Source organism: Ectothiorhodospira haloalkaliphila ATCC 51935, from assembly GCF_000633935.1.
Classification (GTDB): domain Bacteria; phylum Pseudomonadota; class Gammaproteobacteria; order Ectothiorhodospirales; family Ectothiorhodospiraceae; genus Ectothiorhodospira; species Ectothiorhodospira haloalkaliphila.
In genome coordinates this window covers 1,611,192-1,636,271 of sequence record NZ_KK214998.1, presented here as the reverse complement: position 1 = coordinate 1,636,271, position 25,080 = coordinate 1,611,192, and the positions used below count along the sequence as shown (strand labels likewise).

Annotated in this window: 20 protein-coding genes; 9 read left to right on the top strand and 11 right to left on the bottom strand. The window is 65.6% G+C overall.

The genetic code is table 11. The features are described 5' to 3' along the window. Positions 1 to 143: 143 nt before the first annotated feature. Positions 144 to 2,327, bottom strand: a complete 2,184-nt coding sequence (locus ECTHA_RS18600) for a tRNA(Met) cytidine acetyltransferase TmcA (RefSeq protein WP_169738291.1) — start codon at positions 2,325 to 2,327, stop codon at positions 144 to 146. Between the two features lie 225 nt (positions 2,328 to 2,552). Between ECTHA_RS18600 and ECTHA_RS0115420 the strand changes: the two genes are divergently transcribed. After that, the gene (locus ECTHA_RS0115420; protein WP_025282765.1) at positions 2,553 to 2,756 is read left to right on the top strand and encodes a cold-shock protein; all 204 of its coding nucleotides are present in this window, start codon (positions 2,553 to 2,555) and stop codon (positions 2,754 to 2,756) included. Between the two features lie 121 nt (positions 2,757 to 2,877). Here the strand turns inward: ECTHA_RS0115420 and ECTHA_RS0115415 are convergent, their stop codons facing one another. From ECTHA_RS0115415 to ECTHA_RS0115400, 4 genes are all read right to left on the bottom strand, one after another. Further along, positions 2,878 to 3,489, bottom strand: a complete 612-nt coding sequence (locus ECTHA_RS0115415) for a cytochrome b/b6 domain-containing protein (protein ID WP_025282766.1) — start codon at positions 3,487 to 3,489, stop codon at positions 2,878 to 2,880. 12 nt (positions 3,490 to 3,501) lie between these two features. Next, entirely contained in the window at positions 3,502 to 5,142 is a 1,641-nt protein-coding gene (locus ECTHA_RS0115410; protein ID WP_026623869.1) for a tetrathionate reductase family octaheme c-type cytochrome, read from the bottom strand. A gap of 184 nt (positions 5,143 to 5,326) precedes the next feature. Further along, on the bottom strand, positions 5,327 to 6,334 hold the full coding sequence (locus ECTHA_RS0115405) for a glycosyltransferase family 2 protein (protein ID WP_026623868.1): 1,008 nt from the start codon (positions 6,332 to 6,334) through the stop codon (positions 5,327 to 5,329). A gap of 68 nt (positions 6,335 to 6,402) precedes the next feature. Further along, complete coding sequence (locus ECTHA_RS0115400) at positions 6,403 to 7,314, bottom strand: lysylphosphatidylglycerol synthase transmembrane domain-containing protein (RefSeq protein ID WP_025282769.1); 912 nt, start codon at positions 7,312 to 7,314, stop codon at positions 6,403 to 6,405. A 78-nt stretch (positions 7,315 to 7,392) separates the two neighbouring features. Between ECTHA_RS0115400 and ECTHA_RS0115395 the strand changes: the two genes are divergently transcribed. The 3 genes from ECTHA_RS0115395 (at position 7,393) to ECTHA_RS0115385 (ending at position 11,420) form a co-directional block, all read left to right on the top strand. Next, entirely contained in the window at positions 7,393 to 8,964 is a 1,572-nt protein-coding gene (locus tag ECTHA_RS0115395; RefSeq protein WP_025282770.1) for an ArnT family glycosyltransferase, read from the top strand. 91 nt (positions 8,965 to 9,055) lie between these two features. Continuing rightward, complete coding sequence (locus ECTHA_RS0115390) at positions 9,056 to 10,585, top strand: YifB family Mg chelatase-like AAA ATPase (RefSeq protein WP_025282771.1); 1,530 nt, start codon at positions 9,056 to 9,058, stop codon at positions 10,583 to 10,585. Between the two features lie 73 nt (positions 10,586 to 10,658). Further along, complete coding sequence (locus ECTHA_RS0115385; RefSeq protein ID WP_025282772.1) at positions 10,659 to 11,420, top strand: 16S rRNA (uracil(1498)-N(3))-methyltransferase; 762 nt, start codon at positions 10,659 to 10,661, stop codon at positions 11,418 to 11,420. On the opposite strand, the gene ECTHA_RS0115380 is transcribed toward ECTHA_RS0115385, so the two are convergent. The 6 genes from ECTHA_RS0115380 to ECTHA_RS0115355 form a co-directional block, all read right to left on the bottom strand. Further along, positions 11,421 to 11,891: a chemotaxis protein CheW gene (locus ECTHA_RS0115380; RefSeq protein WP_025282773.1), complete on the bottom strand. Its 471-nt coding sequence runs from the start codon at positions 11,889 to 11,891 to the stop codon at positions 11,421 to 11,423. Beyond that, complete coding sequence (locus tag ECTHA_RS0115375) at positions 11,888 to 17,401, bottom strand: hybrid sensor histidine kinase/response regulator (RefSeq protein WP_025282774.1); 5,514 nt, start codon at positions 17,399 to 17,401, stop codon at positions 11,888 to 11,890. Before ECTHA_RS0115375 ends, ECTHA_RS0115380 begins: the two co-directional genes overlap by 4 nt. Positions 17,402 to 17,483: 82 nt before the next feature. Beyond that, a complete protein-coding gene (locus tag ECTHA_RS0115370) occupies positions 17,484 to 19,580 on the bottom strand; it encodes a methyl-accepting chemotaxis protein (protein WP_026623866.1) in 2,097 nt (698 codons plus the stop codon). A 61-nt stretch (positions 19,581 to 19,641) separates the two neighbouring features. After that, complete coding sequence (locus ECTHA_RS0115365) at positions 19,642 to 20,202, bottom strand: chemotaxis protein CheW (RefSeq protein WP_035369662.1); 561 nt, start codon at positions 20,200 to 20,202, stop codon at positions 19,642 to 19,644. Continuing rightward, positions 20,202 to 20,564 carry a response regulator gene (locus ECTHA_RS0115360; RefSeq protein WP_025282775.1) on the bottom strand — a complete coding sequence of 121 codons (363 nt, stop codon included), beginning with the start codon at positions 20,562 to 20,564 and terminating at the stop codon, positions 20,202 to 20,204. Before ECTHA_RS0115360 ends, ECTHA_RS0115365 begins: the two co-directional genes overlap by 1 nt. An 87-nt stretch (positions 20,565 to 20,651) precedes the next feature. Continuing rightward, positions 20,652 to 21,008 (bottom strand): response regulator, encoded by a 357-nt coding sequence (locus ECTHA_RS0115355; RefSeq protein ID WP_177169973.1) that lies wholly within the window; start codon positions 21,006 to 21,008, stop codon positions 20,652 to 20,654. 216 nt (positions 21,009 to 21,224) lie between these two features. Between ECTHA_RS0115355 and gshB the strand changes: the two genes are divergently transcribed. Genes gshB through ECTHA_RS0115330 form a run of 5 tightly spaced genes read left to right on the top strand, consistent with a single transcriptional unit; the run spans position 21,225 to position 25,039 of the window. Beyond that, positions 21,225 to 22,190: a glutathione synthase gene (gshB, locus tag ECTHA_RS0115350; protein ID WP_025282777.1), complete on the top strand. Its 966-nt coding sequence runs from the start codon at positions 21,225 to 21,227 to the stop codon at positions 22,188 to 22,190. Beyond that, positions 22,187 to 23,272, top strand: a complete 1,086-nt coding sequence (locus ECTHA_RS18595; RefSeq protein WP_025282778.1) for an FAD:protein FMN transferase — start codon at positions 22,187 to 22,189, stop codon at positions 23,270 to 23,272. Before gshB ends, ECTHA_RS18595 begins: the two co-directional genes overlap by 4 nt. After that, a complete protein-coding gene (locus ECTHA_RS0115340; protein WP_029762672.1) occupies positions 23,269 to 23,631 on the top strand; it encodes a NusG domain II-containing protein in 363 nt (120 codons plus the stop codon). Before ECTHA_RS18595 ends, ECTHA_RS0115340 begins: the two co-directional genes overlap by 4 nt. Positions 23,632 to 23,648: 17 nt before the next feature. Continuing rightward, complete coding sequence (locus ECTHA_RS0115335; protein ID WP_025282780.1) at positions 23,649 to 24,158, top strand: Gx transporter family protein; 510 nt, start codon at positions 23,649 to 23,651, stop codon at positions 24,156 to 24,158. After that, a complete protein-coding gene (locus tag ECTHA_RS0115330) occupies positions 24,155 to 25,039 on the top strand; it encodes an energy transducer TonB (RefSeq protein WP_025282781.1) in 885 nt (294 codons plus the stop codon). Before ECTHA_RS0115335 ends, ECTHA_RS0115330 begins: the two co-directional genes overlap by 4 nt. Positions 25,040 to 25,080: the final 41 nt, after the last annotated feature.

Here is a 25,080-nt window from a genome sequence, read left to right as displayed (position 1 = left end):
AATCGGATCGGTGTGGTCAGATCGTCAGCGCAACAGGCTCCCGGGCCGTGGTGTTTCCACGACTACCAGTACCCGTACGCTGACCATGTGACCGAACATTAAATGGCGATCCGAATAGTTGTGTTGTTCACTTGGTCTTGATCTTAAGCGGCCCAAAACCGCTTGGCAACCCCTTCCACCGCCTCACGCAGACATCGGATCACCGATTTGCGCCCCGACACCCCCAGCGCCCGGGCCGTCGCCTCCCAGGAACGTTGCTGCAGCAGGCACATCACCAGTGCGTGTCGTTGCGCCCGGGGCAACCCGGCAAGGCGAGCCGGATCGGCCAGGCCCCAGCGGATCAGGGCATCCAGTTCGGGAAGGCAGGCCTCGAAGGGGCGCTGCCAACGGGCGAAGGCCTCCAGGGCCGGGATATCCCGGGGCTCGGGCGGCGGAGCGCCCGAACCGGCACCCAGGGCAAGCGCCAGGTCCGCGTCCATGGAACGCAAGGGACCGGCCAGCAGCCGCGGCAGACCGCGAACGAAGTGGCTGCGCGCCGGTTCCATGGCCTCTCTACCGGCCTGGGTGAGTGGGCGCAGTAACGTGGCGCCCCAGCCACCACTGCTCACCTCCGGCTTGACGCCGATGCGAGTGACTTCAAACCCCTCGCCGCGCCAGAAATCCAGGAGCTCCGGCGTGGCCCCAAAGCCCGCTCCCACCAGGTCGGCGCCCCCCTGGCACGCATGATCCACCACCCGCCTCAGCAGGGCCGTGCCCAGGCCCTGCCGTTGCAACTGCGGATGCACGGCAATCCGCACCACCCGCTCATAATGAAGACGGCCCGAGGCCGGCGGGGCACCACCATGGAGAATCATCCCCACCGGCAGAAAATGCCCCTGGGGCCGGCGGCGCCCCTGAGCAACGGCCCGGGTCAGTTCGTCATCCAGCCCCCCTTCCCGCGCCAGCAGCGCCACGGCAACCACCTGCCCCTGATGGCGCCAGGCCAGTACCTGAAGTCCGGAGTCATCCAGCAGGCGCTGCAGATCCGAGGGACGGGTGCGGTAATGGGCCAGCACCAGCAGACCGAAAACCTGCTCCAGCAGGAGTTCGTCCTCCAGCCACAGAGAAGGTGAGAGCACCTGGACCATGCCCTCCCCAGGGTTTGGGCGGGCCTCATGCCCCACCTCGGCCGGTCGAGCGCTGAGCATCAGCAAACGATCCATGAGGGCCTCCACCGGGTCATCCGCCGCCCAGCGGATCGGCTGGGTCAGGTGCAGATAGCGGGTCTGCGGGGCACGGCTCCGCAGAATCCCCTGGAACCGGGTCGCAAACCCCTGCCCGGCCCCCTCATAGCCATGGATGGTCGTGGAAAAGGCGACCCGCTGATGCCCCTCCAGCAGTCGGACAAGCCAGTGGACGGGGATCCCGGCAGCCTCATCCACCAGCAGCAGATCCGCAGGGGTGTCACAGGCCTCGTCAGGGGGACGATATTCCAGAACGGCACCGGGCACCTCCAGCCGATGGCCCCGATCACGCGCCGCGCCCGAAGAGTCCTCCCCCAGACCGCCCCGAGCGTGAGCGAACACCGGCGCCACCGAAGCAAGACGAGGCGCAGTGACCAGGATGCGGTAAGGGGCATGCGTCATCGGCAGTCCCCGACGGGCCGCCAGCAGACGGGCGGCAGCGATGCCCAGGGCCGCGGATTTGCCCCGTCCCCGGTCGGCGGTGAGCACCAGCGGGCGTCCGGCCCGGCCATGGGCCAGGCGCTCCAGGGCCTGGACAGCCTGATGCTGATCCCCTGTGAGGCAGTCATCCGCATCGGGCGTCCGGGGCATGCCGACTGGCAGGGTGAAAGGCAAAGGCAGGTCCCGGGCCGTCAGGCTCTCCCGTGACGGATTCAGCGGCAACAGCCCCGAGTCCCCCAGAACACGCAGACACCGCTGCCCGAAACGGGAGACCTCTGCCTGGCGTCGGGGCAGGATCAACAGGACCACGCCACCCCCGCGCACTGCACCCGTCGCAGCTCCCAGGGCGTCGGGATGCAAGCCGGCCGTGGCGTCCAGAATCAGCGCATCCAGCGTCCGCCCCAGCAAGGTATCGGCCTGGGCCGAGGGCAGGTGTGGGTACGAGGCCGGCGAGGCCGGTGCGGCTCCCACCCAGGCCATCCGCATGGTTGCGGACAAACCGGCGCACCAGTCCCATGCCAGCGCCTGCATGGGCTCGGCCGGGCCGGCCAGCCAGACAAGGCGACGGTGCTCCGGGGAATCAGTCGGTGTGATCCGGACGTCGGGGCTGGAACGCTGTGACCGATGCGCCGGGTCGTGCCGGGAAACCTGGGGTGAGGACATGGTTTTGCCGTCGGGGCCGTGGTGGCGTGGTGGCGTGCCGCCCGTGAGGAGAACTGGATCACTGGAACGCAAAAATGTGAAACAGTTATAGCATCCAACCAGGGTCAGGCGTATGATCGAGCGAGCAGACATTGTGAAAGCCCTGACTGGACGGGCCTGAATCGCTTGATGGTATGGACTTCACTCGCTCTGCTCTTTTGTTCTTTTGATCGAGGTAATACTGAAGTGCTGACTGGTACCGTGAAGTGGTTTAACGAAAGCAAGGGCTTTGGGTTCATCACCCCCGACGATGGCGGCAAGGATGTCTTTGTACATTTCTCGTCCATCGAAGGCGGTGGTTTCCGTACGCTGGCCGAAGGCCAGAAGGTCTCTTTTGAGACCCAGACCACGCCCAAGGGCATGGCTGCGGCGAACGTCCAGCCCGCCTGATCAGGCTGAAGGCCCGGGGGCGCAAGCCTGCCGAACCCAGCAGACCTGACAACAGAATTGAGTGATGCGAACCCCGCCTTGGCGGGGTTCTTTTGTTTCAGGGACTCGACGGCCCCTGACTTCAGTGGCTGTCCGAGCGGCCTTCCTTCTTCCCGGTGAACATGGATTTCAGGTAGGCATACCAGGGATCACCCGTGGTGCCGGCCATGTAGACATGGCCAATGATGAAGACCAGCAACCCGAAGGCCGCGGCCACATGCACATAGGCCACGGTGGCGAAAGGGAGCAGGCCCTCCAGCGCCGTCCCGCGCCAGGCGGCATAAAAGAGTAACAGCAGACCCGAGATCCACAGCGCCGGGGCAATGGCCGCCTTGAAGCTGAAATAAGCCATGCGCTGCAGCGGATTGTGCTTGGACGCAGGCGTCTGGGTATAGGGCTTGGCCTCCCCCGAGAAGATCCCGTAGGCGTAGTACATCATCACCGCCAGCATGCCCCGGTGCGTGGGCACGTACTGGCGCCACTCACCGGTGACCACATGCCAGAAGATGGTGAAGGCCCACAGCACGATCAGCGCCCAGGCCAGCACGATATGGATGGAGAACGCGGTGTTGTAGCCCAGCAGCCCGTAGGTGCCGTGGATCTCGAACCCCGTGAGCAACAGGCCGAAGATCAGCACCGCCTGGCTCCAGTGCCAGAAACGCTCATACAGGGTGAAGATACGAACTGAACTCATGGTATGCACTCGTCAGTGGTAGCGGCGGCGATGGAGCCAGTAACGGACCCCGCCGTGGCCCAGCACGCCCAGCAGGGTGAGGATCACGGCCGTCCAGCCGATGGGTTCGATCCAGGGATGACGATCCCGCCCTGGAATGTAGGGCCCGGGCAGATCCGCCAGGCGCCCGTCCGTGCTGTGGCAGGACTCGCAGCTCAAGGCCTGCTCCTTGGGCGCCACCATGTGATTCACCGGCCAGTACATGCGGGTGTCCACGAAATCGAAACTGCCGCTGTAGGTCGCATCGGTCTGACCGGCACGGCGGGCCTCGGCCATGCCCGAGGTGATGGCCTTGTCCCAGTCGTAACCCCGCCAGAAGGCATTGTCGTCCCGGCCGAACAGGTGGGCCAGGAGCAGGGTCTCGAACTGCGTGTCATAGGGCTGGCGCCCCTCCATGACCTTGAAAGGCCAGATGCGGGCGCGCGGGTCATCGGGGCTGCCCTCGGGGAAGTTCACTTCCACCGGCTGGCCCGGGTCGATGCGGTCACCCAGCAGGGTGTAGCGCATGTTGCCGTCGAACCAGCGGTAGAGGGGGGGATAGTCCTCGTCCCAGCCGAAGCTCCCCTTCATGCCGTCATATATCACGTTGCCCTGCTGATCCTTGCGCACGATGGGGCGCCCATCCTCGTCCCGCTCGCCCGCAGTGGACCAGTCCCAGGAGATCTTGGTGGGCATCCCGCCCCGGGCGATTTCCGGCACGTGGCAGGTCTGACAGGCGATGCGCTCCACGTGCTGATTGAGCTTGTCGTGGATGCGGGTGTCGTGGGGCTCGGTGCCATGGCAGGACTCGCAGGATGGGCGTTCGCTCTCGCGCCCAGGCACGCTGATGCCACCCTCGGCCTTGGCGGTTACATGGTAGCGACTGCCTTCCTGGATATGCCCGCTGAATTCATGGCAGGTGGAGCAACTGAAATCCAGCCCGTCCGGTGACATGTGCACGTCCACGGAATGGGCGGGAGACAACAGTGTGCTGTCCAGGTCCCCATGCTTGACCGCATCACCCCCGCCCCCCTCAAAGTGACAGGAACCGCAGGTCTCGCGGCTGGTCTTGCCCACGTTCTGCGCCACCTCGGCCAGATCCGGTGCCTTGAAGAGGGTGCCACGGAAGACCCTGTCCTCGGCGGGCGGATGGCCGCCGCCCACGGGGAACTTCACGTAGGTGCCGGTGGTGTCGTGGCACACCAGGCAGTCCACCTTTTCTTCGGCGGTGAAATCAAAGTCAGCACCGTCGAAGTCGTAACCCGTGTGACAGGAGCTGCAACGTTCCTCGCTGCCCGCAATCCCCAGGCACAGATTATTGAGGGCAAAGCGTTTGCCCAGCTTCTGGCCGGTTTCCGGCTGATCATACTCCCAGGTCCAGTGGATGCTGCGATGGACTTGAAGGGCCGCCTCGGTATGGCACTCCAGGCAGGCCCGGGTGACATCGGGACCAGACTCGAACGGACCACTGAGCTGTTCGAACTTGCGATGATCCGCAGTGCTCTCCAGCAGCATGGTGGGGGCATCCAGGGTATCTGCCGCCGGCGACTGGCCCGGCTCCTGTGCCAGGACAGGTGCCATCAACAGGGTCAGCATGATTCCGAGCAGGAAAGAGCAGACAAGGGGTCTTGACACGAATGACTCCTCGGGAGGTGTCGCGGAGGAAGGCCCCGGCGGGCGGCGGAACGCCGCGCTGCGTAACGGGGCCTATCGAGACCGCTGATGGGTCGATTAATTAGTATTTACTAATAAACCACTCAAACCCTTCGCGCCATGGCGAAAGGCGAAGTCCATGACCCACATCAAAGGCGGCCCGGCATCAACCTGCACGATGCCAGTCGGCCTGCTCGGCGCGCTCATAGCCGCCAGCGCGAACCACATAGGAGCGGATGCGGCCGGATTCGAAATAGGTGCGGGCCATGAGTTCGCTGAGCACGCCGGTGGTCAACAGTTGCACCGACACCAGCACGCACATCACCCCCACGAACAGCAGCGGCCGTGTGCCGATGCTCTCACCCAGCAGCACCTTCACCAGGAACAGATAGCCCAGGATCACCGAGCCCAACCCACCGAAGACCAGGCCGATGGAGCCGAAGAAATGCCCAGGCCGGGCCTTGTAGCGCATGAAGAAATAGACCGACAGCAGATCCAGAATCACCCGAAAGGTGCGGGAAATACCGTACTTGGAGTCCCCGTGGGCCCGGGCATGGTGCGTGACCACGTGCTCGCGGATGCGCCGGGGCGATGTCTGGGTGGCGAACCAGGCCGGGATGAAACGGTGCATCTCCCCATACAGCCGCACCCCCTTGAGGATGTTGGCGCGGAACACCTTCAGGCTGCAGCCGTAGTCGTGCAGATTGACCTTGGTGGTCCAGCGGATCAGCTTGTTGGCGATGCGTGAGGGGATCTTGCGCTTCCACAGGTCGTCGTGACGATCCTTGCGCCAGCCCGCCACCATGTCCAGATCCTCCTCCAGCAGGCGACGGACCATGGCGGGGATGTCGCCGGGGTCGTTCTGCAGATCCCCGTCCAGGGTGGCGATGATGCTGCCCCGGGCATGATCAATGCCCGCCTGCATGGCCGCGGTCTGCCCGAAGTTGCGCTGCAGGCACACCACACGCACATGGGGGCCGCGAAGCTTGCGCTGCTCCAGCATGCGGTCGGGAGTGGCATCGGCGCTGCCGTCATCCACCAGCACCACCTCCCAGGGGATGGGTTGTGCCGCCAGGGTCTCGTGGATGCGCTCCACGAGGGGGAGCACGTTGTCCTGCTCGTTGTACATGGGCACCACCAGGGACAGGGACAACCCCTCCTCGGTGGCATACATGGCATAGCCCAGGCCCTCGCCCGGGCTGGATTCCTGTGACGAAGGTTCGACGGGCAGCGGTTTGGACATCAGGTCTCTCCTCGGGTCGCCGGGAGCCAGGGCACCAGGGCGCCGGCGACTAGGGTTGATCCCAGCAGGAAAAGATGCAGGTTGATGGCGGCCGCCAGGGCATCCTGGGCGGACACCCCGAAGGGTAGCAGGGCCGCCATGACACCGGCCTCGTAGGTTCCGGCCCCGCCGACGCCATGCACCGGCAGCACACTGGTGAGGTCACCGGCGATCACGGCCAGCCACAGGGCCGGGGCGGGGGCTTCCAGAAACAGGGCCAGCACCCAGACAAAGACGGCAAGTTTGACGGCCCAATTGCCCATGGTCCAGCCCCAGGCACGCCAGAATGCCCGGGGCGACTCGGGCAGGGCCTGCAAGGCCCTGAGCATCAGGGATGCCAGACGACGGTCCTCCCAGGGTTCGATCCGGGCAATCAAGAAAGGTGCCATCCGGCGGATGAGCGGCAAGGTGGCCAGCCACATGAGCGACAGTGCGAGGGCCGGCCCCACCCCCAGGGCATGACTGCCCAGGGCCAGCAGGGCGAAAAATCCCAGGGTGTGAAGATCCATCAACCGGAACCACAGCAGCACCGGCACGGAGTTCAGTGGTGGAACCTGGAAGTAACGCGCCATGAGCAGCGGAAAGCTCAACTCCCCGGTGCGCATGGGCAGCAGATTATTCAGCAGATTATGGGTGAGGGTGAGGCGCAGGCAGGCACCAAAGCGGCCCCTCATCACTGGCCGATAATAGTCGTACAGTCGCAGGGTGCGCAGGACATAGGTCAGCCCGGCCAGCAGTGCGGCCACGATGACCAGGCCCCAGGAGAGTTCGGCCCAGGGCGCCAATACCCGTGACCAACCGTAGGCCAGTTCCACGAAGACAACAAAGGCGCCGAAAATGGCAATGGAGGTGAGCAGTCTGAGGTGAGGCATGGGTAACTGAAGGCAGAGCGCGGCGGCGCTGTTTGGTAGACTGTCGGCCCTTTCACTCGTCCCGACAGGTCCGATGGCATGTCCCGCTTTGCCGACCCCCTGAGTCCCGATCTGGATCAACTCTCACTGCGCTGGCTGTGGGTGCTGTTCCTGGCCGCCCTGTTCACGGGCTTTTTCTACAACCTGGACGGTTTCGCCCTGTTCGACCTGGACGAAGGCGCCTTCAGCGAGGCCACCCGGAACATGCTGGAGCGCGGGGATTTTCTGGCCACCTACCTGTTCGGCGAGCCGCGTTATGATAAGCCGATACTGATCTACTGGCTACAGGCCCTGAGCGTGAGCGCCCTGGGGCTGAACGAGTTCGCCCTGCGACTGCCCTCGGCCCTGGCCTCGGCCGGCTGGATGCTGCTCATCTGGGCCTTCACCCGTCGCGTGCTGGACCACCACACGGCCCTGGCCGCGGGCATCATCGGTGCCACCACCATCGGCATCATCATCGTGGGTCGCGGGGCCATCGCCGATGCCGCCCTGAACCTGTTCATTGCCGGGGCCATGTTCGCCATCTTCCTGCACTTCCGGGAGGGCGGTCACCGCTGGGTATACCTGGCCTTCGCCTGCATGGGCCTGGGTTTTCTCACCAAAGGGCCAGTGGCGGTGGTCATCCCGTTGGCGGTCAGCCTGATTTTCTATGCCCTCAAGGGCCGCTGGCGGGACTGGCTGAAGGCCGCCTTCAACCCCCTGGGCATCCTGCTCTTCTTGCTGCTGGTGCTGCCCTGGTATCTGGCCATCACCTGGCGGGAGGGGCCGGGCTTCCTGCTCGGGTTCTTCCTGGAGCACAACCTGCAGCGCTTCCTGGAGCCCATGGAGAGCCACAGTGGGCCGATCTTTTACTATCTGCCGGTGCTGCTGGTGGTGATGCTCCCCTACACCACCGTAATGCTGCGCAGCTTTGTGGAACTCAAGGAACGCTTCCGGGATGACCTGCAGGGCTATCTGCTGCTGTGGTTCCTGTTCGTGTTGGCCCTGTTCTCCCTGGCCAGCACCAAGCTGCCCCACTACATCTTCTATGGCGTGACGCCGTTGTTCATCCTCATGGCCATGCACCTGGACGCGGTGCGCAGCCGCTTCCTGCTGTTCCTGCCCCCGGCCCTGCTGTTCGGCGCCCTGCTGGCCCTGCCGGAGCTGGTGGGGCTGATCAAGCCCCATGTGGACGATGACTTCATCCTGGCCCTGCTGAGCGACTACCCACAGCACTTCGGGCCGCTTTGGCATGCCTTCTTCGCCATTGCCACCGTGGCGGCGGTGTTCTTCATGTTCGACCGGCGCATGGCCCGGGCCTGGCGCATCTTCCTGCTGGGCCTGGTGATGAACGTGGGCGTGGCCGGTCTGCTGCTCCCGGCCGCCGCCGGCCTGCAACAGGCCCCCATCAAGGAAGCGGGCCTGGCCGCCCGCGATCTGCCCGATACGGTGGTCATGTGGCGCCTGCACAACCCGAGCTTCAACATCTATGCAGAGCGCAGCGTGGAGCGCCGAGAGCCCGAGGTGGGCGAAGTGGCGGTCACCAAGCAGGACTCCCTGGAGCGGCTGGAGGACTACGAGATCCTGTTCTCCCAACGGGGCGTGGTGCTGGTGAGGGTGCTGGCCCGGTGAGGCCAACCCGTCCCGGGCGGTGGCACTTGCCACCGCCTTGTGGCCGCGTATAGTCTGCGGTCTTCAAGGACGAGACCCGATGGAAGGATCCATGAATCTTGCTGTCATCGCCAGCCGGGCGCAACTGGGCATCCAGGCGCCTCCGGTGCATATCGAGGTGCACCTGGCCAATGGCCTGCCCAGCTTTGCCATGGTGGGCCTGCCCGAGGCCGCCGTGAAGGAGAGCCGCGACCGGGTGCGGGCCGCACTGCAGACCAGCGGCTTCGAGTTTCCCGCCCGGCGCATCACCGTGAACCTGGCCCCTGCCGACCTGCCCAAGGATGGCGGCCGCTTCGATCTGGGCATTGCACTGGGCATCCTGGCCGCCTCGGGGCAGATCCCCATGGCCTCCATCCGTAACAGCGAATTCCTGGGCGAACTGGGTCTCACCGGCGAGTTGCGCCCGGTGCGTGGCGTGCTGCCGGCGGCCATGGCCGCCCACCAGGCGGGGCGAACACTGGTCCTGCCCCGGGGGGATGCGGACGAGGCGGTGCTGGTGGAGGATGTGAACGTGATCGCCGCGGGACATCTGCTGGAGGTGTGCGGGCATCTATGTGGCGAATCGCCCCTGGACAGTCATCCGCGCCGATCCGAGGGCACCGATGATGATCATGGATCCGCCCTACCCGACCTGGCGGACGTGCGCGGCCAGCCCCAGGCCCGGCGCGCCCTGGAGGCGGCCGCCTCCGGCGCCCATCACCTGCTGATGATCGGCCCACCAGGCACCGGCAAGACCATGCTGGCCAGTCGCCTGCCGGGCTTGTTGCCCCCCATGAGCGAGGCCGAGGCCCTGGAGACCGCTGCCCTGCACGCCATCAGCCAGCAGGGGATCGACACCCGTCGTTGGCGCACCCGGCCATTCAGGTCGCCGCATCACACGGCCTCCGGGGTGGCCCTGGTGGGAGGTGGCTCACGACCGCGTCCCGGGGAGATTTCCCTGGCCCATCACGGCATTCTTTTCCTCGATGAGATGGCCGAGTTCGACCGACGGGTGCTGGACGTGCTGCGCGAGCCCCTGGAGACCGGCCAGATCACCATCTCCCGGGCGGCACATCAGGCGGAGTTTCCCGCGCGGTTTCAACTGGTGGCGGCCATGAACCCCTGCCCTCAGGGATATGACTGCGACCTGGGGCCGCAATGCCGCTGCACACCGGAACAACGCAGGCGTCAGCGCGGACGCATCTCGGCACCCCTGCTGGATCGCATCGACCTGTGCATCGAGGTGCCGCGCCTGCCCCGGGATCTACTCATGGACGCCGGCCCCACCCCGGAGTCCAGCGCCACCGTGCGAGCCCGGGTGCTCCGTTGTCGCGAGGGGCAGCTGGCGCGACAGGGCTGCCTGAATACGGCCCTCTCCGGTCGCGAACTGGAGCGACTGACGGAACTGAGCGCAGAAAACCGACGCTTGCTGGAACAGGCCATGGACCGGTTCCGGCTGTCGGCCCGCAGCTATCACCGCATCCTGCGGGTGGCTCGTACCCTGGCGGACATGGATGAACAGGCGACCATCCAGCAGGCGCATCTCATGGAGGCCCTGAGCTATCGGGCCATGGACCGTTGGCGAGAAGACACGGGCGGATAAGCCGGGACTGGAGCACGGCCGGCACAAAGGGTAAGGTGAGCCGCCTCCCCGTGACAGCCACCGGACCCTGGCCATGCGCATCCCACGCTGCTTCATCGATCAACCCCTGCAAACCGGCGAAGAGATCGCCCTGGACGAACGCGCCCACCGGCATGTGGTGCAGGTGCTGCGGCTGCGGGTAGGGGCACCGCTGATACTCTTCAACGGCGAAGGCGGCGAATATGCCGTCACCCTCACCCAGGCCGAACGCAGGGCCTCCCGGGTGCACATTGATGAACATCGCCCCCGGGACACCCGCCCGGCGCTGCGCGTGACCCTGCTGCAGGGTATCGCCAAGGGGGACCGCATGGACTACAGCCTGCAAAAGGCCACGGAGCTGGGGGTGAGCCGGATTCAGCCGCTGGTGGCCAGGCGCAGCGTGACCCATGACGACCCGAAACGCATGCAAAAGCGCCTGGACCATTGGCGTGGGGTGATCATCAGCGCCTGCGAGCAAAGCGGTCGCACGGATATCCCGAAGTTGCTGCCCCCCCTGCCCCTGAGCCAGTGGCTGGACGAGCAGCCGGGGCGCGAGGCGCAGGAAGTCGCCTCATGGTCGCTGGTACTGGACCCGGAGGCCACATCAGGTCTTGGGGATCTGGCGGCATCCAGGGATCAGCCCCGGGCGGTCACGCTGCTGATCGGCCCCGAGGGCGGACTGGAGGAAGGTGAGATTGCCCAGGCCCGTCACTGCGGCCTGAGCCCGGTGCGACTGGGCCCGAGGGTGCTGCGCACCGAGACCGCCGGTGTAGCGGCCCTGGCCATCATCCAGTCCCTGTGGGGGGACATGGGCTGATCAAAGCCCCTTGAGCCCGGCCTCGAGCATGTCCTCCATCATCTCGAAGGCGGGGATGATGCACAGCACCCCACTGGCACGCACCCGGGCGGCAATCACCGATGGGTCCTCTTCGCGGCGCGGCTCCAGTTCGATATCGGCAGGGCTGAGCTTCACGGGATGGGGGATGCCCCGCACCTGCAAGCCGTAATATTCCAGGCCTGCATGGCGTTCCACACCATGCAGCACCACGAAACGGTTGATGCGGGTCTGACGCTCCTCGGGCACCTGCAGCAGGGTGTCCAGGGAGACGATGGGGACCTGGGCCTGGCGCCAGTCGAAGACCCCGCGCAGCCACGCGGGGGCACCAGGCACACTCCTCACCACCTGCTGGGTCACCACTTCCACCGCCACCGACTGGGGCAGCAGCAGGTTCTGCTCCTGCAGTGAGATGATGAAACAATTGACGCTGTCCGGCTGTTGATTGCTCATCGGGAGCCTTGGGCCTCCAGCAACCCCTGGATGTGGTTGAGCAGGTCGGTTTCCTGATAGGGCTTGCCCAGGTAGTGATTCACGCCGATCTCCATGGCCCGCTGCCGATGCTTGTCGCCGGTGCGGGAGGTGATCATGATGATGGGAATGTGATTCAGACGCACATCGTTACGCACGTGGGTGGCCAGCTCAAAACCGTCCATGCGCGGCATCTCGATGTCGAGCAGGATCAGGTCCGGCACGGTGTCCTGCAGCAGGGCGAGGGCATCCAGGCCGTCCTTGGCGGTCAGCACCTGATAATGGTGGCGCTCCAGGGCCCGGGCCGTCACCTTGCGGATGGTGATGGAATCATCCACCACCATGATGGTGGCCCGGGACTCCTCCGCGCCGGGCTGGCCATCGCCGTGATAGACCAGCTGCACACCGGCGCCGGCCCGCACCAGGGCGGGGATATCCAGGATCATCACCACCCGGCCGTCCCCGAGGATGGTGGCGCCGGAGATGCCCTTGACCTTGGCCACCTGCGGCCCCACGGACTTGATCACCACCTCCCGACTGCCCTGGAGGTTATCCACCTGCAGAGCAATGCGCACATCGCCAGAGCGCACCAGCAGCACCGGGAACATGGTATCCGGGTTGTGCAACAGGGGCTGGGAGACATCCAGCAGCGCCCCCAGGTGCTTCACCTCATACTGATTGCCGGCATATTCGTACTGGGGGTCCTGCTCCGCATACAGCGCGGCCAGATCCCGGGCACGCATGCGCACGATGCCCTCGATACTGGACAGGGGCACGGCGTAGACGTCCTCCCCGGTCTGCACCAGCAATGACTGGGTGATGGCCAGGGTGAAGGGCAGGCGCACGGTAAAGATGGTGCCCTCTCCCTGGGTGCTGTCGATGGCCAGTACGCCGCCCAGTTGCTTGATTTCGCTATTGACCACGTCCATGCCCACCCCGCGGCCCGAGATCTGGCTCACCTGATCGGCGGTGGAGAAGCCCGATTCCAGGATGAACTGCATCAGGTCGTGGTCCGACAGGGACGCCATGTCACGCACCATCCCCAGGCGTTGCACCTTCTCCCGCACCATCTCCAGCGGAATGCCGGCGCCGTCATCCCGCACCTGCAGAACCACTTCGGAACCTTCACGGCTGACCCGCAGCAGGATGCGACCCACAGGCTCCTTGCCCTGGGCGAGGCGTTTTTCCGGGGGCTCGATGCCGTGGGCGATGGCATTGCGCAGCATGTGTTCCAGGGGCGCCACCATGCGCTCGAGCACGGAGCGGTCCAGTTCGCTGGCCTCCCCCTCGATGTCCAGTTCCACCCGTTTGCCCAGTTCCGTGGCCGTCTGGCGCACGATGCGGCGCAGCCGCGGTGCCATGGTGTCGAACTGCACCATTCGGGTATGCATCAGCCCTTCCTGCAACTCGGTGGAGACGCGCGACTGCTGTTGCAACAGGGTTTCGGAATCACGCACCTGATCGGAGAGCAGATCCTGAATACTCACCAGGTCGTTGACACTCTCCGCCAGGGCCCGTGACAGTTGCTGGATATTGGAATAACGATCCAGTTCCAGGGGGTCGAAGTCCTCCTGCCACTTGGCATCCTCACCCTGCTCCTGCTCGTGCCGGAACAGGATCTGCGCCTCGGTTTCCATTTCCAGCTTGCGCAACTGCTCGCGCAACCGGGCGATGGTCTGGGATAGCTCCCCCAGGTTGAATCCGAATGCGGTGATCTGCTGCTCCATGCGAGCATGGTAGATGCTGACCTCGCCCGCAAAGTTGACCAGGTTATCCAGCACATCGGCGCGCACCCGCACCTGTTCCTGCCCCCCCGCAGCGGCGCGTGTGGCCGGAGCGGGCTCCGGCTCGGGCATGAACGGCTGGGGTGGCGGGATGGGCACTGAGGTTTCCGGTGGAGGGACCTCGGGCTCTTCCTGTACCGGCTCAGGCGTTGGTTCCAACACCGGGCCGGGCTCGCCCGCGCGCATGTCGTGCAGCTGCGCCACCAGTTCGGGGGCCACCGGGACAGGCTCACCCCGCTGCGCCCGCTCCACCATACTGGTCAGGCGGTCAACACCCTGGTGAACGGTGTCCAGCATGGATGACTGAGCCTCGCGTTCCCCCTCGGAAATGGCGATCATCAGGCTTTCCAGGGCGTGGCTCAGATCGGCGATGGCGGTGATCCCCGCCATGCGCGCGCCCCCCTTGAGGGTGTGGAGCTGCCGCTGGAATTCGTTGATCAGTTCCTGGTCATCCAGGCTCTCGCCCCAGCGCTCCAGGGTGGTATCCACCTCGTTGAGGATGTCGCTGGCCTCTTCCAGGAAGATGTCCATGAGCTCATCGTCGGGTTCCCCGGCGCCTTCCACGTCGGCATCTTCCACGTCGGCACCTTCCACATCGGCGCCTTCGTTTTCGGCGAACCCCTCATCGTGACTGCGGGCCTGACGGGCCTCCTCCTGCCGCGCCAGCGCCTCTTCGTACAACGCCTGGAAACGGGCCTCCAGTGCCGCCCCGTCGGGCACCCAGGACCCCGCCGGCTGGAGCAGAGCCTCCAGCACGACACGGACGTGGGTGAGCATCTGCTCCAGTTCGTCCAGCGAGTCCGCGGGCAGGCGCGGATTATCGTCCTCCCCCACGGCACGCAGGTAGCGCTCGCAGGCACTGCAAACACCCGAGACTTCGGGCACGTCGGCGGCGCGGGCACTGCCATTGAGGGTGTGAACGGTGCGCTGCAGGGATTCGCTTATCGGCAGTCCCTCCACCTCCCGCCGACCCTGAGCGATCAGGCCTTCCAGGGTGTGCAGATGCTGCTCGGTCTCGGTGCGGTAGATATCGAACAGCGCCGGATCCATGCGCGGCTCCATGGCCGTCTCAGCGTCCGGTTCGGCATCCGTGGATGCTGCGGGCACTGGCTCGTGCTCCATCAACCCAGGAGGCTCGACTGCGGGCAGGGGCGCGGACCTGTCTCCCTGCCCCGATGCCAAACGCCGCGCCCGATCCATCAGTGCATGGACGTTGACGTCCGGCCCCCCCTCCCCGCGGATCTGTCCCACCAACTGGGGCAGCACCGTCAAGGAGGTCTCGGCGAGGCTCAGCACCGATTCGTCCACGGGAATGGCCTGGTCAATGACACGGTTGATCAGATTCTCGTTGGCCCAGGCAAACTCGCCCAGCAACTCCGCACCCACCAGACGACCACTGCCCTTGAGGGTGTGGTAGGAGCGCCGCATGGTGGTCAGGGCCTCTTCGTCCTGCGGATTGGCCTGCCAGCGGGGCAGCCAGGTCTGCAGGCGTTCCAGTTCCTCGGCAGCCTCCTCCAGGAAGATCTCCAGGATGTCGTCGTCGGGCTCACCGGCGAACACCGCCAGGGATTCGGTGCCGTAGACCTCGTCGCCGGTGGTTTCAGATGTTGTTTCGGGCTCGGGCTCGGGCTCAAGCGGCTCAAGCGGCTCAAGCGGCTCAAGCGGCTCAAGCGGCTCAAGCCGCAGGGTCTGGTCCTCCCACTCGGGCAAGGGTTCTTCAGGGATCTCTTCCGGAGTAACATCGGATTCGCCCAGGAACGACGGCGGCCAGTCCTCCTGTTCCTCGGGCAGGCGACCTGGCGTCACCAGGGTGCGATCCTCATCCCCGGTATCCGTCAGCACGGTCTCGGGTTCGACCTCCTCAGGCGTCGTCTCAGGAGGTTCCAGGTCCGGCAGTTCCAGCTCCCCTTCGGCCAGGAGTGTCTCGTCCAGGTCTGCCGGTTCTTCCGGCGCCTGCGGCACCTCGGACAGATCCGGGAACAGGGCCTCCGTGGCCTCGTCCGTCATGCCCTCGACACCCAGACGGGCCAGGGCCGAGCGGCCCAGTTCTATCATGGCGTCCGGATCTCCCTGCCCTGAATCCAGATCCTCCAGATAGCATTCCACTGCGGTGATGGCATCGGCCAGGGTGGACAGTGTCTCATCCGTGGCCGGCTGGCCGCCGCTCATCAAGGTGTTGCGCAGGTAATCCCGGACCCCCTCCAGCAGGGCCACACCATCGTCCAGGTTGAGGATGGACAGGGCCCCGGCAATGCCGTCCAGGTGCCCGGGCACCTCATCCAGAGACTGCACGTGGGTGGGGTCCTGGGAAAAGGTGATGATGGCTTCCTTGGCCCGGTTCATATCGGCCAGGGCCTCACGAATGAGCGCCCCCAGCACCGGACGGGAATCCGTCGGTGACAGGCCACCCAACCTGGGCGGCAGGCGTCCAGCCGCCGGCTCCGGCTCCCGACCGGCCTCACCCGCCACTGCCGAACCGATGGCAGCCTCCACGTTGAGCATTTCGGCGGCCGCCTGCATGAGCACCTGCTCGTCAGCCTCACTCTCGCCGCGGGCAATGGCGGCGAGGATCTCCGCCTCGCGCAGGGCAATCTCCCGGGGCTCGGTCATGCCCAGCATGGCCAGGGTGTCGGCGATGCCATGCAGCTTTTCCACCAGGGGGTCCAGATCCGCGCCGCGGCGCCCACCGGTGTGCATGAAGACATCCAGACTGTCCTTGACGTCGGCCAGATCCTCGCGGATCACCTTGGCAACAGCACTCATCAATTCCTGATTGGGGGCACGCAACCCCTCCAGGGCGGCTTCCAGATCCGCCTCATCGGGTACCAGCTCGTTGAGGCGGTAGGCCTGCTGGATCGCCCGCACCTGTTCCCCGTCGGAGCGTGCCCGGGCCACGTAGTAAAGCAGGTTACGCACCAACTCCTCGGGGATGCGATCCGCCATGGCCTGTTCACCCTGATCGATCAGGGTGCGGATCTGACGATCCAGGGTACCCAGCAACTGCTTGACGGCCGCACCAGGCTCCAGACCCTCATCGGTGAGGGCCTCGGTGACGGCAGCGGCAATGGCGAACAGCCGGCGCACCGATGCCTCGCGGGCATTGCGGCGCAACCCGCTGATGACCCGATCCATACGGTGCAGGCCGGCCTTGGCATTCTGGCCCCGCAATAAGGCCAGCAGGCCCCGCTGGTAGTGGTGACGGTGGGTGCGCGCCCATTCCCGGACATCCTCCTGGGGTTCGGCGGCAGATTGACCGGGCAGGGCATCGCCTTCGGCCAGATCCGGGAAGAACAGCACATTCTCGCTCAGCAGCCCCGCCTTGCGGATGGTGCGCAGGTCATTGAGCAGCGGCAACAGGACGATGGGGATGTCACGGTGGCCGGTCTGGATGTGCTCCAGGTAGTCGGGCAATTGCAGGATGGCCCGCATGAGCACCTCGAAGGCCTCGTCGCGGCTGGTGACGGTATCGTCCTCCAGGGCTGTGGTGAGCGCCTCCATCTCGCGAGCCAGCATGGCGGCGCCATACAACTCCACCATCTGCAGGGTGCCTTCCACCTGCCGCAGCCGCGCGCGGGTCTCCTGCACCCTGTCGGTCTGTGCACTGTCCTCCAGATAGGCTTCCAGGGCGACGCGGGCCTCCACCAGCAGCGCATCCAGCTCCTTCTTCACCCAGTGCAGGGCACTATGTTCTCGGCTGTCTTCTCTCATGGCCCACCCAGCCTGTTCCCAATGGTGTTAGCGAACCGGCGACTATCGTGCCCCGCAGGTCATTGCCCTGGATACTCGGGCATCAGGCCTGACCCTGATCGGATCGGCCCGACTTGCCTCCCTGGTCAGTGTCGGCGGGGTCGATGATCACCGTCTCCAGCTGCTCGGACTCAGGGAGCTTGAAGCCGGAAACCGACTTGCGCAGTTCGGAGGCCAGATTGGCCAGGTTGCCGATGGAAACGGCCGTCTCGTTGGTGCCATCGGAGGTCTGCATGGTGATCTCCTGGATGACGTTCATGGTGTTGGAGATGTTCTGAGCCACCTCGGATTGCTGACGCGCTGCCTTGGAGATGTTGGCAATCAGGTCGGCCAACTGGTGGGACACCCCCTCGATCTCTGCCAGGGCATCGCCGGCGTCGAAGGCCAGCTTGGCGCCGCCCACCACGTTGGAGGTGGACTGCTCCATGGAGATCACCGCCTCCTTGGTGTCGGCCTGGATGGTCTTGACCAGGGCCTCGATCTGCTTGCTGGCGTTGGAGGAGCGTTCAGCGAGTCGCTGCACCTCGTCGGCCACCACCGCGAAGCCGCGCCCGGCCTCACCGGCCGAGGAGGCCTGGATGGCGGCGTTCAGGGCCAGGATGTTGGTCTGGTCGGCGATGTCGGTGATCAGGCTGACGATGTCGCCGATCTCCTGGGAGGATTCACCCAGGCGCTTGATGCGCTTGGAGGTCTCCTGGATCTGCTCGCGGATGGTGTCCATGCCGTCGATGGTCTTGCGCACGGTGAGTGCGCCCTTGGAGGCGATCTGCACGGATTTCTGTGCCACCTCGGCGGAGGACTCGGCGGAGCGGGACACCTGCTCGATGGAGTCGGCCATGTCGGTCACGCCGGAGGACGCGGAGGCGATCTCCCGAGCCTGGTGGTTGGAGGCGTCGGCCAGGCGCAGCGCTGTGGCCTGGGTCTTCACTGCAGCGGTGGAGACCTGCATGGCCGTCTGGTTGATGGTGGTCACCAGGCTGCGCAGGGCGTCGATGGCGTAGTTCACCGAGTCGGCAATGGCGCCGGTGATGTCCTCGGTGACCGTGGCGTGAACGGTCAGGTCCCCTTCCGCCAGGTTGGTCATCTCATCCAGCAGGCGCAGGATGGCCCGCTGGTTACGACGATTCTGCTCCGTGGTCACGGCCAGTCGGCGCTGGGCGTCCTGATAGAAGAGATAGGCCAGCAGGCCGATGGTCACCACCGTCAGGGCCGCCAGCAGGTAACCGGCGATCACCCACTTGCTCAGCCCGGCAGCATGGCGTTCCACAGCCTCCTGAAAGCCACCCACCGCGGCCAGCAGGTCGCCGGCCTGGGCGCTTGCCTGATCGGCGGTCGTGGACACGCGGGCCAGGCTGGAAGACAACCCCGCCAGGGCTTGAAGGTCGGGGCTCAAGCTGTCCAGGTGGCCCTGAATCCGGCTCACCTGATCTGTCATGGCCGGCGCCACATCGTTGTCCGGCAAGGCAAGGGCCTGCAGGCGATTGATGTCCGCCTCCAGGCGCCGCAGCCCCTGCTCCAGACGCTGGGCGCTGCCAGGAAGGCCCTCGCCGGCTTCGACGAGCAGAAGATCCCGCTCCATGTCCCGGCTGCTCATGGCGATGCGGGCTGCCAGATAGACCCGGTCGGACTGTGCACCGGCCTCCGCCAGATCGCCGGCCAGCACCTCCGCCGACTCGCGCAGTCGGGACAGTGCCGGGGCAGCGCGCCCGACGCGCTCGCTGGCATCGGCCAGGGTGGAGCGGGCATCCAGCAGGTCATTCAGGGGGGGGCGAAAACTGTCCCAGGCGCCGCGCAGATCCCCCAGCGGCCGGGTCAGGGCGCCGGAGACCGGCGTGATGTCGGCATCGCCGTCCCGCAAACGGGTCAGTGAAGCGTCCAGACGATCCCGGTGACGCCGCAATTCCACAAAGGCCGCATCATCGCCCGCTGCGGCCACCCGGGCCTGGGACTCCAGACGCTGAACCCACAGTCGTTGATCCGCGGCGACGGCGGCATAGTCCCGACTGTTACCCACCTGCATGGTGTAATACACGAAGGCGGACACGGTCAGCAGCATCAACAGCACCACAATGCCGGTGAGCACCGCCATGCCCCGGCTGATGCCCATCTTCGCGGCCCCGTCACTTGAAGGCGATTTCATCGTGTCTCCCTCGACCCGCCATGGGCGTCTGCCGCCATGGCACCCTGTGTGTGATACCGGCTTACGCCGAGATGTTCATGAATTGTTCGTCGTCCACCAGCTTCCACGGGCTGAAGACCGCCAGATGTTCATCACCCCGGCGGCAGGCTCCGGCCAGGTAAGGCTGCAGGCGCGCATCCACCTCGGGCACGTCGTCCAGCCGCTCTTCACGCCAGTAGTGCTTCATCCCCAGTACGCTCTCCACCAGCAGCCCGGCATACACGCCCTGGTGATTCATCACCAGCAGGCGTTGCCGTCGCGGATCGAATTCCAGGTTGTCGCCGTACAGGAACCCGTGCAGATCCATCATGGGCAGCAGGTTGCCCCGCATGTTGGCCATGCCCAGGGCCCAGGGCTTGACCCCTGGGATGCGCGTGAACGAGGGGGGCGTCACGATTTCTGCCACCTGTTCCATGGGGGCCAGCAGGGATTCGCCGTGAATGCGGAACAGAACGCCCTTCCAGGCCCCGCGCAGCTCCTCCTGAATGGGCAGCTGCCCACCCAGGGAGCGCCCCTTGCGCTCCATGGAGACCAGGTAGGCGAAGGGATCCGCGGCCGCCGTATGGGTCTGGGTGGACTCCATCAGGGCAGGATGTCCTTGAGCCGTTCCAGCAGATCCTTCTCCTTCACGGGCTTGACGATGTAATCCCGCGCACCCTGGCGCATGGCCCAGACCCGGTCCGTTTCCTGATCCTTCGTGGTGACCACGATCACCGGGATCCTGGCGGTCGCGGCGTCCTGGCTCAGCTGCCGGGTGGCCTGAAAACCATTGAGGCCAGGCATGACCACATCCATGAGGATGAGGTCCGGCAGGATCTCCCGCGCCTTGGCCATGCCATCCTCACCGCTGGAAGCGGTGCTCACCTCATAGCCATGCTTGCCCAGCATGGTCTTGATGACATGCAGTTCGGTGGGTGAATCATCGACCACCAGGATGCGGGTCATGACATGGTCTCCCTATGGATGCTCTGGGCCTCATCCGCCCTGATGGCGGCATGGGCCGGGTATGGTCGGCCCCACCCCGGGCCTGGCCTACTGTTTCCTGACATGCGACCTGATGGCACCCAGCAGGTCGTCACGGGTGAAGGGTTTGGTCAGGTACTGCTCCGAGCCGACGATACGCCCCCGGGCCTTGTCGAATATGCTGTCCTTGCTGGACAGCATGATCACCGGCGTTTGCTTGAACAACCGGTTGTGCTTGATCAGTGCACAGGTCTGATAGCCATCCAGCCGCGGCATCATGATGTCCACAAAGATGATGTCCGGCTTGTGCTCGGCGATCTTGGCCAGGGCCTCGAAGCCGTCGGTGGCCGTCACCACCTCGCAGCCATGCTTTTTCAGCAGTGTCTCAGCCGTGCGCCGGATGGTCTTGCTATCGTCGATGACCATCACCTTGAGTCCCGAGAGATCCTCCTCCCCGCTACCGCCTTCCTCGGTGTGTTCGCTCACGACGCCCCCGTGCATGCCGTTGTGTCAAGACAGGCCCCCGAATTTACTCCATGCCCCGGGCCGTATCAAACAAAACCCCAGGCCGCCGCCAATGGCTTTGCCTTTGCTGTCTTGTATGATGCACCCATTCTCCTTGAAAGCGTGTGGGGTGGGCCGATGAACGGCACAGACATCCGATTGGGCGTAGTCATGGACCCGATTGCGGGCATCCAGGTGAAGAAGGACTCCACCCTGGCCATGCTGCTGGCTGCCCAGTCCCGGGGCTGGCATCTGCATTATCTGGAACAGGGTGACCTGTGGCTGGAGGACGGCCGCGTGCTGGCCAGTTCCCGCCCGGTGGCGGTCCGCGACGACCCCATGCACTGGTACGAGCTGGATGAGGCCGGCACCCATCCCCTGGCTGACCTGGACGTGATCCTCATGCGCAAGGATCCCCCCTTCGACATGGAGTATATCTACACCACCTATTTGCTGGAGCTGGCCATGGCCGAGGGCTGCCATGTGGTGAATCACCCGGCCAGTCTGCGGGACGCCAATGAAAAGCTGTTCACCGCCTGGTTCCCCCAGTGCTGCCCGCCCACACTGGTCAGCCGCGACCCCGGCCGCATCCGCGAGTTCATGGCACACCAGGGGGATATCGTGGTCAAACCCCTGGATGGCATGGGGGGCGTTTCCGTCTTCCGCCTCACCCCGGGGGACAGCAACACGGGGGTCATCCTGGAGACCATGACGCAACGGGGCACCCGCACGGTGATGGCGCAGCGCTTCCTGCCCGAATATCGCCAGGGGGACAAACGCATCCTGCTCATCGACGGCGAACCGGTACCCTACGCCCTGGCCCGCATCCCGGCTGAGGGTGAAAACCGCGCCAACCTGGCCGTGGGCGGGCGTGGCGAGGGTCTGGCGCTCAGCGACCGGGATCAGTGGATCTGCCAGCAGGTGGGCCCCAGGCTCAGGGAAAAGGGACTCACCTTCGTGGGCCTGGACGTGATCGGTGATTATCTCACCGAGATCAATGTGACCAGCCCCACCTGCATCCGGGAACTGGACACCCTGTTCGGACTGGATATCGGAGATCAACTCATGGGTGCCATCGCCCGCAAACTGGAGGCTGAGGCATGAGCCGGGCAATCCTTCACAGGGCCGCTGCGGTACTGGCCATCCTCGTGACCACCGCCCTCATGGCCGGCTGCGAGCGTCCGGAGATTCATCGGGACCGTTTCATCGCCTTCGGCACCATCGTCGAACTGAACATCTACACCGCTGACCGGGAACTGGCCCGCACCGCCGCTGAGGCCGTGCGGGCGGATCTGGACTACATGCACGGCGCCTGGCATGCCTGGGAACCCGGCCCCATGGGGCGCACCAACCAACTGCTGGCCACCGGCATGGAATTCTCCGCCAACCCCTCGGTACTGCCGCTGATCATCGAGGCCAAGCGACTCTCCGAGGCCACCGAGGGCTTGTTCAATCCGGCCCTGGGAGAGCTGTTTGCCCTGTGGGGCTTTCAGTCGGACGATCCTCAGGGGCCGCCGCCGGATGAAGCGGAGATTCAGGCGATCCTGGAGCAACAGCCTGCCATGGACGATGTATGGATCGACGGCATCCGCATGCGCAGTCACAATACCGCCGTGCGCCTGGACCTGGGGGCCTACGCCAAGGGGTATGGCCTGCATCAGGCCATGGAACACCTCAAGGACCTGGGCGTGGAAAACGCCATACTCAATGCCGGGGGCGACCTGCGCGCCATTGGCCGACCGGGCAACCGCCCCTGGCGCATCGGCGTTCGCGCGCCCGACGGTCAGGGCGTGCTCGCGGCCATCGACACCAAGGGCGATGAGGCCATTTTCACCTCCGGCGACTATGAGCGGTATTTCATGCACGAGGGCGAGCGTTATCACCACATTCTCGACCCGCGTACCGGTCATCCCGCACGGGGCACCCGATCGGTCACGGTGATCCATGATCATGCCGCCGAGGCGGATGTGGCCAGCACCGCCCTGTTCATCGCCGGTACCGACGACTGGCCCCGCATCGCCGCCCGCCTGGGCATCGAGAAGGTCATGCTCATCGATGATGCGGGCGTGGTGCACATGACCCCGGCCATGGAAAAGCGGGTGCGTTTCGAGACGAAGCCCAAGGATCGCATCATCACGCCGCTGCCCGACGGGCAGGACGCGGCGTCCGTCGCCCCGCCGGCATGATCACCCGAGCCGACGCCCTGGTGATCCTGCTGGCCTGCGGGCTGGTGGCCAGCACCTATGCCTGGCTTTGGAGCCCGGGTGCCCCCGCCTCGCAGGTGCGGGTGATTTCCGGCAACGAAGAGGTGGCCCGGCTGCCCCTGAACGAGGCCCGGCAACTGGAGATCTCGGGCCCTGCCGGCATCACCGTGGTGGAGATCGCCGATGGAGCCGCGCGCTGTGCCGCTTCCCCCGGCTCCCAGGGCATCTGCCAGAGCGCAGGCTGGTTGAGGCGGGCCGGCGACATGGCCGTGAGCCTGCCCAACCGGGTGATCATCGAGGTGCTGGGCGATGAGTCCGAATTCGACAGCATGAACTACTGACTCCCGACATCGCCCCCGTGCAGCTTGCCACCACCCGCGAAGACCACCTGATTGCCTGGCTGGCCGCCCTGGCCATTGCCGTGCACGTGCTGGAGGCCGCCTTCCCCAGCCCGCTGCCGGGGATCAAGCCGGGACTGGCCAACGTGATTACCGTGCTGGTTCTGGTGCTCTATGGCTGGCGCATGGCTGCCTGGGTGACCGGCCTGCGGGTGCTGGCCGGCAGCCTGGTGATCGGCACCTTTCTCAGCCCCACGTTCTGGCTCAGCGCCGCCGGTGCCCTGTGCAGCCTTGCAGCCCTGGGCCTGGCCCATTGTCTGGCAGGCCGGGCCCTGAGTCCCATGGGACTGTGCGTGCTGGCGGCCCTGGCGCACATGCTGGGGCAGTTCCTGCTGGCCTGGTGGCTGTTCATCCCCCACGCCAGCCTGCTCAAACTGCTGCCGGTGTTGCTCACCTTCTCACTGATTTTCGGTCTGGTGAGCGGTACAATGGCGGTCCTGATGCAACGACGGCTTTCGCCTTCAGCGTGAGCAACCTGACCCCCTCCAGCATGGTGACACCCGGCGACCGCCTGGGCCTGGGAATCTTCCTGGCGCTGGCGATCCACGGCATCGTCATCTTCGGCCTGGGCTTCGATTTCGAGCCGGCGCCTCCCCTGGAACGCCCACCCATGATGGATGTGGTGCTGGTGCAGACCCAGTCCCGGGAAACGCCCGACGATGCCCGCCACATCGCCCAGGTGGATCAACAGGCCAGCGGCCGTGAGGCCGACGAGGAGCGCCCCAGCAGTCCGGTGACCGCCCCCCTGCTCAGACCCACCGACGGCCTGGCTCCGGAAGAATTGCGCGCCGGCGCCCCGGAACCCACGCCCCGGGAAGCAGTGGAGGTGATCACCGCGGAGCAGAGCGAACAGCCCGCCACGCCGGACACCCCCACCGAAACGCCAGCACCCACGCGTGAACTGACCACCGATGAACTGGTGGAGCGCAGCCTGCAGATGGCGCGGTTGAGTTCGGAGATATCCGAACAGAACCGACGCCACGGCCATCGTCCCCGCACCCATTACGTGGATGCCCTGAGCGCCAAGTCCGCCGTGGAGGCCAGTTATCTGGATGCCTGGGTACGCAAGGTGGAGCGGGTGGGCAACCTCAACTACCCGGATGAGGCGCGGCGCCAGCGTCTCTCCGGCTCCCTGGTGCTCAGCGTGCTGGTGGACCAGGAGGGCCAGGTGCTGAGCATCGAGGTGGGCAACAGTTCCGGAGAGCGCGTGCTGGACGACGCAGCCCGGCGCATCGTCGATCTGGCGGGTCCTTTCGCGCCCTTCCCGGCCGACATGCGCAAGTCCTACGACCAGATCATGATTACCCGCACCTGGGTGTTCCAGGGCAACCAGACCCTGCGCACCCGTTGAACATCGGTCGATCTGACTGACTGCCCCACCTACGACAGCCG

Excerpts from the sequence above, each read along its gene's own strand:
- ECTHA_RS18600 (WP_169738291.1), bottom strand. The coding sequence starts at position 2,327 with ATGTCCTCACCCCAGGTTTCCCGGCACGACCCGGCGCATCGGTCACAG.
- ECTHA_RS0115415 (WP_025282766.1), bottom strand. The coding sequence starts at position 3,489 with ATGAGTTCAGTTCGTATCTTCACCCTGTATGAGCGTTTCTGGCACTGG.
- ECTHA_RS0115405 (WP_026623868.1), bottom strand. The coding sequence starts at position 6,334 with ATGTATGCCACCGAGGAGGGGTTGTCCCTGTCCCTGGTGGTGCCCATG.
- ECTHA_RS0115400 (WP_025282769.1), bottom strand. The coding sequence starts at position 7,314 with ATGCCTCACCTCAGACTGCTCACCTCCATTGCCATTTTCGGCGCCTTT.
- ECTHA_RS0115395 (WP_025282770.1), top strand. The coding sequence starts at position 7,393 with ATGTCCCGCTTTGCCGACCCCCTGAGTCCCGATCTGGATCAACTCTCA.
- ECTHA_RS0115390 (WP_025282771.1), top strand. The coding sequence starts at position 9,056 with ATGAATCTTGCTGTCATCGCCAGCCGGGCGCAACTGGGCATCCAGGCG.
- ECTHA_RS0115385 (WP_025282772.1), top strand. The coding sequence starts at position 10,659 with ATGCGCATCCCACGCTGCTTCATCGATCAACCCCTGCAAACCGGCGAA.
- ECTHA_RS0115380 (WP_025282773.1), bottom strand. The coding sequence starts at position 11,891 with ATGAGCAATCAACAGCCGGACAGCGTCAATTGTTTCATCATCTCACTG.
- ECTHA_RS0115375 (WP_025282774.1), bottom strand. The coding sequence starts at position 17,401 with ATGAGAGAAGACAGCCGAGAACATAGTGCCCTGCACTGGGTGAAGAAG.
- ECTHA_RS0115370 (WP_026623866.1), bottom strand. The coding sequence starts at position 19,580 with ATGAAATCGCCTTCAAGTGACGGGGCCGCGAAGATGGGCATCAGCCGG.
- ECTHA_RS0115365 (WP_035369662.1), bottom strand. The coding sequence starts at position 20,202 with ATGGAGTCCACCCAGACCCATACGGCGGCCGCGGATCCCTTCGCCTAC.
- ECTHA_RS0115360 (WP_025282775.1), bottom strand. The coding sequence starts at position 20,564 with ATGACCCGCATCCTGGTGGTCGATGATTCACCCACCGAACTGCATGTC.
- ECTHA_RS0115355 (WP_177169973.1), bottom strand. The coding sequence starts at position 21,008 with ATGGTCATCGACGATAGCAAGACCATCCGGCGCACGGCTGAGACACTG.
- gshB (WP_025282777.1), top strand. The coding sequence starts at position 21,225 with ATGAACGGCACAGACATCCGATTGGGCGTAGTCATGGACCCGATTGCG.
- ECTHA_RS18595 (WP_025282778.1), top strand. The coding sequence starts at position 22,187 with ATGAGCCGGGCAATCCTTCACAGGGCCGCTGCGGTACTGGCCATCCTC.
- ECTHA_RS0115340 (WP_029762672.1), top strand. The coding sequence starts at position 23,269 with ATGATCACCCGAGCCGACGCCCTGGTGATCCTGCTGGCCTGCGGGCTG.